7 protein-coding genes are annotated in these 6,840 nt (G+C 43.4%); 2 read left to right on the top strand and 5 right to left on the bottom strand.

From position 1 onward, the window contains the following. The first annotated feature begins 363 nt into the window (after nt 1–363). Complete coding sequence (locus P8O70_19465) at nt 364–1,506, top strand: Gfo/Idh/MocA family oxidoreductase (protein MDG2199018.1); 1,143 nt, start codon at nt 364–366, stop codon at nt 1,504–1,506. Between the two features lie 59 nt (nt 1,507–1,565). Here P8O70_19465 and fliG read toward each other — a convergent pair whose 3' ends face one another. From fliG to P8O70_19440, 5 genes are all read right to left on the bottom strand, one after another. Then, nucleotides 1,566–2,573 (bottom strand): flagellar motor switch protein FliG, encoded by a 1,008-nt coding sequence (fliG, locus tag P8O70_19460; GenBank protein MDG2199017.1) that lies wholly within the window; start codon nt 2,571–2,573, stop codon nt 1,566–1,568. Nucleotides 2,574–3,236: 663 nt separating this feature from the next. Further along, on the bottom strand, nt 3,237–3,995 hold the full coding sequence (locus tag P8O70_19455; protein ID MDG2199016.1) for an ABC transporter permease: 759 nt from the start codon (nt 3,993–3,995) through the stop codon (nt 3,237–3,239). Further along, entirely contained in the window at nt 3,992–4,765 is a 774-nt protein-coding gene (locus tag P8O70_19450) for an ABC transporter ATP-binding protein (protein MDG2199015.1), read from the bottom strand. Before P8O70_19450 ends, P8O70_19455 begins: the two co-directional genes overlap by 4 nt. 5 nt (nt 4,766–4,770) lie before the next feature. Further along, nucleotides 4,771–5,814, bottom strand: coding sequence for an ABC transporter substrate-binding protein (locus tag P8O70_19445; GenBank protein MDG2199014.1), 1,044 nt, complete (start codon nt 5,812–5,814; stop codon nt 4,771–4,773). Between the two features lie 41 nt (nt 5,815–5,855). Further along, nucleotides 5,856–6,311 (bottom strand): VOC family protein, encoded by a 456-nt coding sequence (locus P8O70_19440; GenBank protein ID MDG2199013.1) that lies wholly within the window; start codon nt 6,309–6,311, stop codon nt 5,856–5,858. A gap of 331 nt (nt 6,312–6,642) precedes the next feature. On the opposite strand from P8O70_19440, the gene P8O70_19435 reads away from it, so the two are divergent. Further along, nucleotides 6,643–6,840: hypothetical protein (locus P8O70_19435; protein ID MDG2199012.1), on the top strand; the 198-nt coding region annotated here is incomplete at its 3' end.

Raw genomic sequence — 6,840 nt, 5'->3', positions numbered from 1 at the left:
AAGTAACTGGTTCGCCTCTCGTTAAAAACTTACCACCATATTTTTTAACAACTGGAGGAGTACGATCTGTATATTTTCTGTAAGTTTCTGGATCATGAATTGTCATCATTGATAAGACGTAAGCAGGCATCTAAATTTCTCCTTGAAGGCATTTATAAATCTGCAAGCAGATCTTAGAGTCATAGAAGAAGCATCACAAAGACATTTCTTTGTCTTGGTTGAAAATATCCTAAAGTTGAGCATGGTACAGTTGAATTTGTAGTCGTCAGGCATTCGAAGTTTTCAAAAATCGGTTCATTGATTGAAGTTTGAGCTAATTTCTGAATTTAGAGAGTCCTTTTTTACTTATTCTGAGGATTAAAATTGAAAAAGTTAGGCTGGGGGTTGGTTGGTGGTGGAGAAGGAAGCCAAATAGGCTTCGCCCATCGGGCTGGTTCTATCATGGATGGAAAATTTCAATTCCTTGCTGGTGCTATGGATATTGATCCGCAGAAGGCTATTGAATTTGGCATCGTGCAGGGGCTCGATAAAGAAAGATGTTACGGAGACTGGCAGGAAATGTTGGATAAGGAGAAAAACAGAGAGGACCGTGTGCAACTAGTAACGGTTGCAACCCCGAATGCTACACATCATCAAATTTCGAAGGCATTCATGGAAGCTGGTTTCCATGTCCTTTGTGAAAAACCAATGACGATGACTGTTGAAGAGGCTAAGGATCTGGTAGAAGTATCCAAAAAAACTGGCCAGATTTGCGCAGTCAACTACGGATACACTGGATATCCAATAGTTCGCCAAATGCGATCTATGGTGGAAAATGGCGACTTGGGAGAGATTCGGGTCGTTGTTGCTGAGTTTGCAGGTGGATTTATGGCCGATGCTAAGGATGCAGAGAATCCGAGAGTTCGCTGGAGATTTGATCCTAACCAAGCTGGGATGGCAGCAGTGACTGTGGATTGTGGGATTCATGCACTTCATATGGCTTGCTTTGTGACAGGGCAAAAAGTCACATCTGTCTCCAGTGATTTCGGACATGGGATAAAAAGCCGACAACTGGAAGATGACAACCTTTCAGCCTTTAGAATGAACCAGGGAACTATTGGACGTTTATGGACCAGTGGTCTGGCTATTGGCCGAACCCATGGCCTTACTCTTCAGGTTTTTGGAGAAGTAGGTGGACTTCGCTGGACTCAGGAGCAACCCAATCAATTGTTCTGGACTCCCCTCAATCAGCCCACACAAATTTTGGAGCGTGGTGGGAATTATCTATCTGAAGCCGCTCAGCGAGCCAATCGCATCACCGTCGGCCACCCTGAAGGGATGGTGATGGCTTTTGCCAATCTTTACCGTGATTTAGGAGATACCATCACTGCATTGAATGAAGGAAATCGTCCGGACGAAATGGCTTGTTGGTATCCGAACGTTGAAGATGGTTGCCACTCGATCGAGATCGTCCAAGCGATGGTAGAATCAGCTAAAGGAGGAAGTGTTTGGGTGGATGTTCAATAGATTAAAGATTTGAAGAGTGAAAGGGCCATCTTGATTGGCCCTAAAGAGAGGATCAGAACTCAGACTACGTCGTCACCAGCCCCAGCCATAATCAGTTTGCCCTCTTCTTCAAGTTTTTTGACCACTTTGATGATTTTCTGCTGAGCACCTTCCACATCCCCCACTTTAACAGGTCCCATATTTTCAAGATCATCGTTCAGCATCTCTGCAGCCCTCGTGGACATTGAACTAAGAATCAGTTCCTTCACTGCATCGCTAGCGGTTTTAAGAGCCATCGCAAGATCGGCCTTATCAACGTCCTTTAATACCGTCTGCATCTGCTTGCTATCAATCAAGGTCAAGTCTTCGAAGGTGAACATCAATTCTCGAATCTGTTCTGCCAAATCTGGGTTCGACTCTTCGATCGTCGAAAGAATTCTTGTTTCCGAAGCTTTATCAATCGCATTAAGAATCTCGGCTACTGGAGCCACTCCACCCACTTTGGTAACCATACTACCAGCCTGCTTCATCTCATCGGTCAAAACCTCATTGAGTTCGTTGACAACTCCAGGGGGGATACTATCCAATGAAGCAATACGATAAACGACATCAGCCTGTAAATTTTCTGGAAGTGATCTCAAAACAGTAGCCACCTGATCAATATCGGTCAGATACGAAATAATCAATGCAATGGTCTGTGGATGTTCCGTACGGATGTAATTAGCTATCATTATGGGATCGATGTACTTGAGCGCCTCCAAGCCCATGTCATCTGTTTGGGAACTCATAGCAGCATTGAGTTCCTTGGCTTTTTCAGGTCCAAGGGCTGCAGCAAGGGCATTTTTGATGAAGTCAGGTGAAGCCATCAAGTCTCCACCTCCATCACTCATCACAGACTGTCGATAGAACTCCTCAAGAACTTGGTCCAATTCCTCAGAAGAAATATCGTTAAAGCGAGTCATATAGTAACCGACTTGCTGAATCTCTGCTTCTTCCAGGTTTTTCATCACCTCTGCTGCTCCCTCTTCACCTAGTGCCAGGAGGAGGATCGCTGCTTTCTTTGGTACTGTGATTTTTCCTACTGCCATTCATTCATCACTGTTTTGAGTAAATTTCATCAACATTCTTAGAAAGAATTACAGTAATATTAAAGATGCAAGGCCCATACTTGGAATTTTTTTCTATTAATTCCACAATTTTGTGGGATCACTGCGAACGTGCAACAATTCATATCAATCAAATTTCTGATTAAAGGATCTTCAACAAAAAGTAGGATTGATGCTTGTAGAATTAAACTGCGAGTTAGGAGATTTTTTTGGAGACTACGGAGATTATAATTTTTTTTGTGGGCTGGTCGGGGTGACTGGATTTGAACCAGCCAAAACCCCAGATATTTACTTGCCTTGAGCATCTCTGTGCACCGCTTGTGCACATTATTCAAGGCTCAGAATCTAGATAAGTACATTTTCCAAAGATCTGGTTGAAAGATTTATTTCAAATGACCATCCTTATGGATGAAGTTGTAGAGTGACCAAAGGCTAGCAAAGAAAAAGAATTCCATGAGGACAGTCAGGTACTCAACATCAGGGAATACTGTGAGGAAAGACTAAGGTCGGCGTTTCGTGAATTCTGTAGAAATCCAGCAATCATACAGATGTTTCTGGATTGGGAGGAAAGGTACAGAGAGAATGATGAAAAGCTGGAAGTTGAGTACCAAATCTTTGCTGATATGGTTAGGGCTCTTTACGGTTCTAGGAATAACGAATGACTTTTCTTTCAATGAAAGCCACCATGAGAAAAAGGCAGATGGCCATTGAGGAAGAGAGAACGATCGCCGCATAAAGCTGGCCCGATCTATAATTGAATGTGGCCTGAATGATTAAAGCCCCTATTCCCTTATCAGATCCAATCCATTCACCTACAATTGCTCCAATCACCGCAGTGGTGGATGCAATTCTCAATGATGAGAAAAGCATTGGCATGGAACGCGGGAATCTCAAGCGCCAAAAAGTCTCCCATTGGGTTGCTGAGAGAATTCTAAATAACTCAATCTCATTTGGACTAGGTGAATTCAGTCCACGAATCATATTGACCAGGGTTGGAAAAAAACAGATGACCGCAGATATGATGATTTTTGGGGTCATTCCCAAACCAAAAATCAGTATGATGATTGGTGCTAGAGCGAGAATTGGTATGGTGTTGAAGAAAAGAACAACTGGGAAGTAAGCGGCCTGAATGATTCGACTGTAAACAAAAACAATCGCCATGAGAATGGCCACTGAATTTCCTATGACAAATCCCGATATACTCTCCACAGCAGTAGGCCAAAGATTTGAAAAAAGTAGGGGCCATTGCTTGACAAAAACGCTAGCAATAGCGGTTGGTGTGGGCATGATGTAAGCTGGCACTCCAAGCACAGGCAACAAAAATTCCCATGCGACAATGATGGAAAATCCACCTAAAATCGGTAAGAGCAGCGCTGTATTTCTACTCAGCGGTTCTTCGGTCATGATGCTGCTTCCAATGCTCGACGCATATCTGCCATTGCAGAAATGATTCTAGGATCCTCACGTTCAATTACTAAATCTTTTTTCTTAATATCTCTAAGGTCGGCAATCTTCAGGACTCTCCCAGGATTGCTTGCCATTACCATTACCCGCTGACCCAAATAAACAGCCTCCATAATTGAATGGGTGACAAACAGAATTGTGGTTCCTGTACTGCACCAAATTGATAATAGCTCACTGTTCAATCTATCCCGTGTTATTTCATCCAAAGCACCAAAGGGTTCATCCATCAAAAGTAACTTTGGCTCTTCAATCAGAGCTCTAGCTATAGCAACTCTTTGACGTTGCCCACCCGAAAGCTGGTGAGGATATCTATCATCAAGTTCTTCCAACCCCATCAGCTTCATCAGTGATTTTATCTTGGCACCCGAAATAGAATGCTTGTGATATCCACCGACAGATGAGGGAAGTTGTATGTTTTCTATTACACTGCGCCAGGGAAGAAGAGTTGAATCTTGAAAAACAAAACCAATATGACGTCTGTTGCGTGCATCATCGGGACTGGCCCCAAAAACATTGATAGACCCTGACAATGGTTGAAGAAGATCTGCTATTACTCGCAACAGCGTAGACTTTCCACAACCAGATGGGCCAAGTATGGTGAGAAATTCTCCGGCAGGAACGCTTAGGTCAAGATTTGAAAGGATTGTGATCGTAGAATCTGCGTTGCGATAACCAACATTCAATTTCTCGCATTTTATCGCAACGCTCATTGTACTCAGGCGCCCGGAGCGTTAAGTTTCGGACGATCAGCTGAGGTCATTTCGAGGATTTTTGATGTGTAGACATCCTCAAGTTTTGGTCGTCCATCTGGGTATTGACCAATCCTGTCATACAATGCAATCTGTTCTTCAACAGAATTGGGATCAAATGTTCCCCAGCCATCTCTGGCGGTATCATCATCAAAGCTCATTTTCAAAACAAGTTTGATTGTCTTGAGTTCCCAATCCAAATCCATATTTGGGTATGCTGCTACTGCTTTTCTAACTGCTTCCTGAGGATTCGCATGAGTCCATCCCCACCCCTTGGCAACAGCACTTATGAATTGGGCCAATACATCAGGGTTACTGTCGATAGCACGATCGGTTGCAAAATACACATCAGCATAGGAAGCAAGTCCCAAATCACTGAGCAGTAGATCGATGCGATCATCACCAACAACACTCAATGCCTGGGTATTGGTGATCCATCCACCGATTGCTCCTACTTCTCCTCTAACTAATGGTGCTTTGTCGAACCCGACATTCACAATATCTAGATCATCGATTGGGATATTGTTTTTGGCTGCAATCGCATCCATCAGAAATCTTGCTGTTGGTTGAATCCCGATCTTCATTCCCTTGAGATCAGCAACAGATCTCAGGGGTTTATCAGGCTTTGATGTCAGCGCATATGGGCCAGTCCTGTATCCACAGGCAAGAATTTTTACAGGAACACCGCTTGCCCGAGCGTTATAGAGTTGAGGAGTTTCCGAAAATTGCCCCAGAGTTGCCGTACCAGAGACTACAGGTGGTACAGTCGCAGAATTGGGGCCTCCTGGACTGAACTCCACTTCCAGCCCCTTTTCAGCAAAGTAGCCGTTTTCTACAGCAACGATATCCCCGATCTGTCCATTGGACATAAGCCAATCATATTTAACGACCACCTTCGTCGCCGCATTAGCGTTTTCTGGAATCACCAACTGAATTCCTGCGCCAAATGCTGCGATACCAGCTGCTGATGCCTTAATGAAAGAACGGCGATTAAGGGAATGCTGTTTCATATTTCTCCTTTTTGTGATTGCCAAAATATTTTCCCAGTTTTTCAATGGTGAGATGATTCTTCAGCATTGACTTCGTGGTAATCTCCTGGTCCACCTTCCTCCCAGGCATAGAGTTCCCAGAGTGTTCCATCAGGGTCTGTGAAATAAGCACAGCGTGCATTCCAGACATAGCTTTCAGGTTCACCGTAAAAAACAACCCCACGCTGAGAAAGTTCGGTATAAATTTGATCAACTGTTTCAGGAGATTCCAATTCGACGGCTATACATGCTTTGTGTGCATGCTTTGGAGAACGTTTATTTGAGACGCCAGTATGAGAGTTAATATGATCTAGTTCCCACGCTGCCAAGGTAATCGTGTCACCATAAAAATCAACGAAACCCTCCGCACGACGACGAATTTTAAGATTCAGTTTCTTTGTGTAGAACTCAATCGTCTTTTCTACATTCTCAACAAGAATACAGATATCCGAAATCTTCTTCAGTTTCTCGAGTGACATTCACTTACTCCGTAAAGTTACGATTCTCATTTCCTACCCATCAAATTCGCTAAAAGCGAAATATTGAGAAAAACATGACTTTCCGTACTTACGACAAATCAAACATGATTTTAGTGGAAACGATTGTCTGGAAACTAATTGAATCGGATTTTGGAGTCAACAATTATTAGGTAGGATTTAACTGCAATTTCAGTTGTTGAAAACGAGTTCAGTGTTCGCATAAATTATCAAACCAACTATTCTAGCGGCCACCAGCAACGTGCATTCCCCTCCATGATCTCATCCAATGGAACACCAACGAGTTTGATTTTCACTTGCTGTGAGCTGGAGTGTGGATGGAAAGAGAGCATGGTCTGCTTATCTTCTTGTCCATGGCTCAGTGGATGGCGCAGGAAATGGAACAATGGTCATGCGTTGGCCAACTAAGGAATCTTATGTCCGTGATCAAAAAGCTGTGCTTGGTCCAAATCATCCAGCTGGGATCTGTGATGCAATAGCAAAATTCCGGATGAATACAGTCAAACTTTCT

Source organism: SAR324 cluster bacterium (assembly GCA_029245725.1).
Classification (GTDB): Bacteria; SAR324; SAR324; order SAR324; family NAC60-12; genus JCVI-SCAAA005.
Note: the sequence above shows the minus strand (reverse complement) of the source record. Positions and strands in the feature narration are given on the sequence as shown.

Excerpts from the sequence above, each read along its gene's own strand:
- P8O70_19450 (MDG2199015.1), bottom strand. The coding sequence starts at position 4,765 with ATGAGCGTTGCGATAAAATGCGAGAAATTGAATGTTGGTTATCGCAAC.
- P8O70_19440 (MDG2199013.1), bottom strand. The coding sequence starts at position 6,311 with ATGTCACTCGAGAAACTGAAGAAGATTTCGGATATCTGTATTCTTGTT.
- P8O70_19455 (MDG2199016.1), bottom strand. The coding sequence starts at position 3,995 with ATGACCGAAGAACCGCTGAGTAGAAATACAGCGCTGCTCTTACCGATT.
- fliG (MDG2199017.1), bottom strand. The coding sequence starts at position 2,573 with ATGGCAGTAGGAAAAATCACAGTACCAAAGAAAGCAGCGATCCTCCTC.
- P8O70_19445 (MDG2199014.1), bottom strand. The coding sequence starts at position 5,814 with ATGAAACAGCATTCCCTTAATCGCCGTTCTTTCATTAAGGCATCAGCA.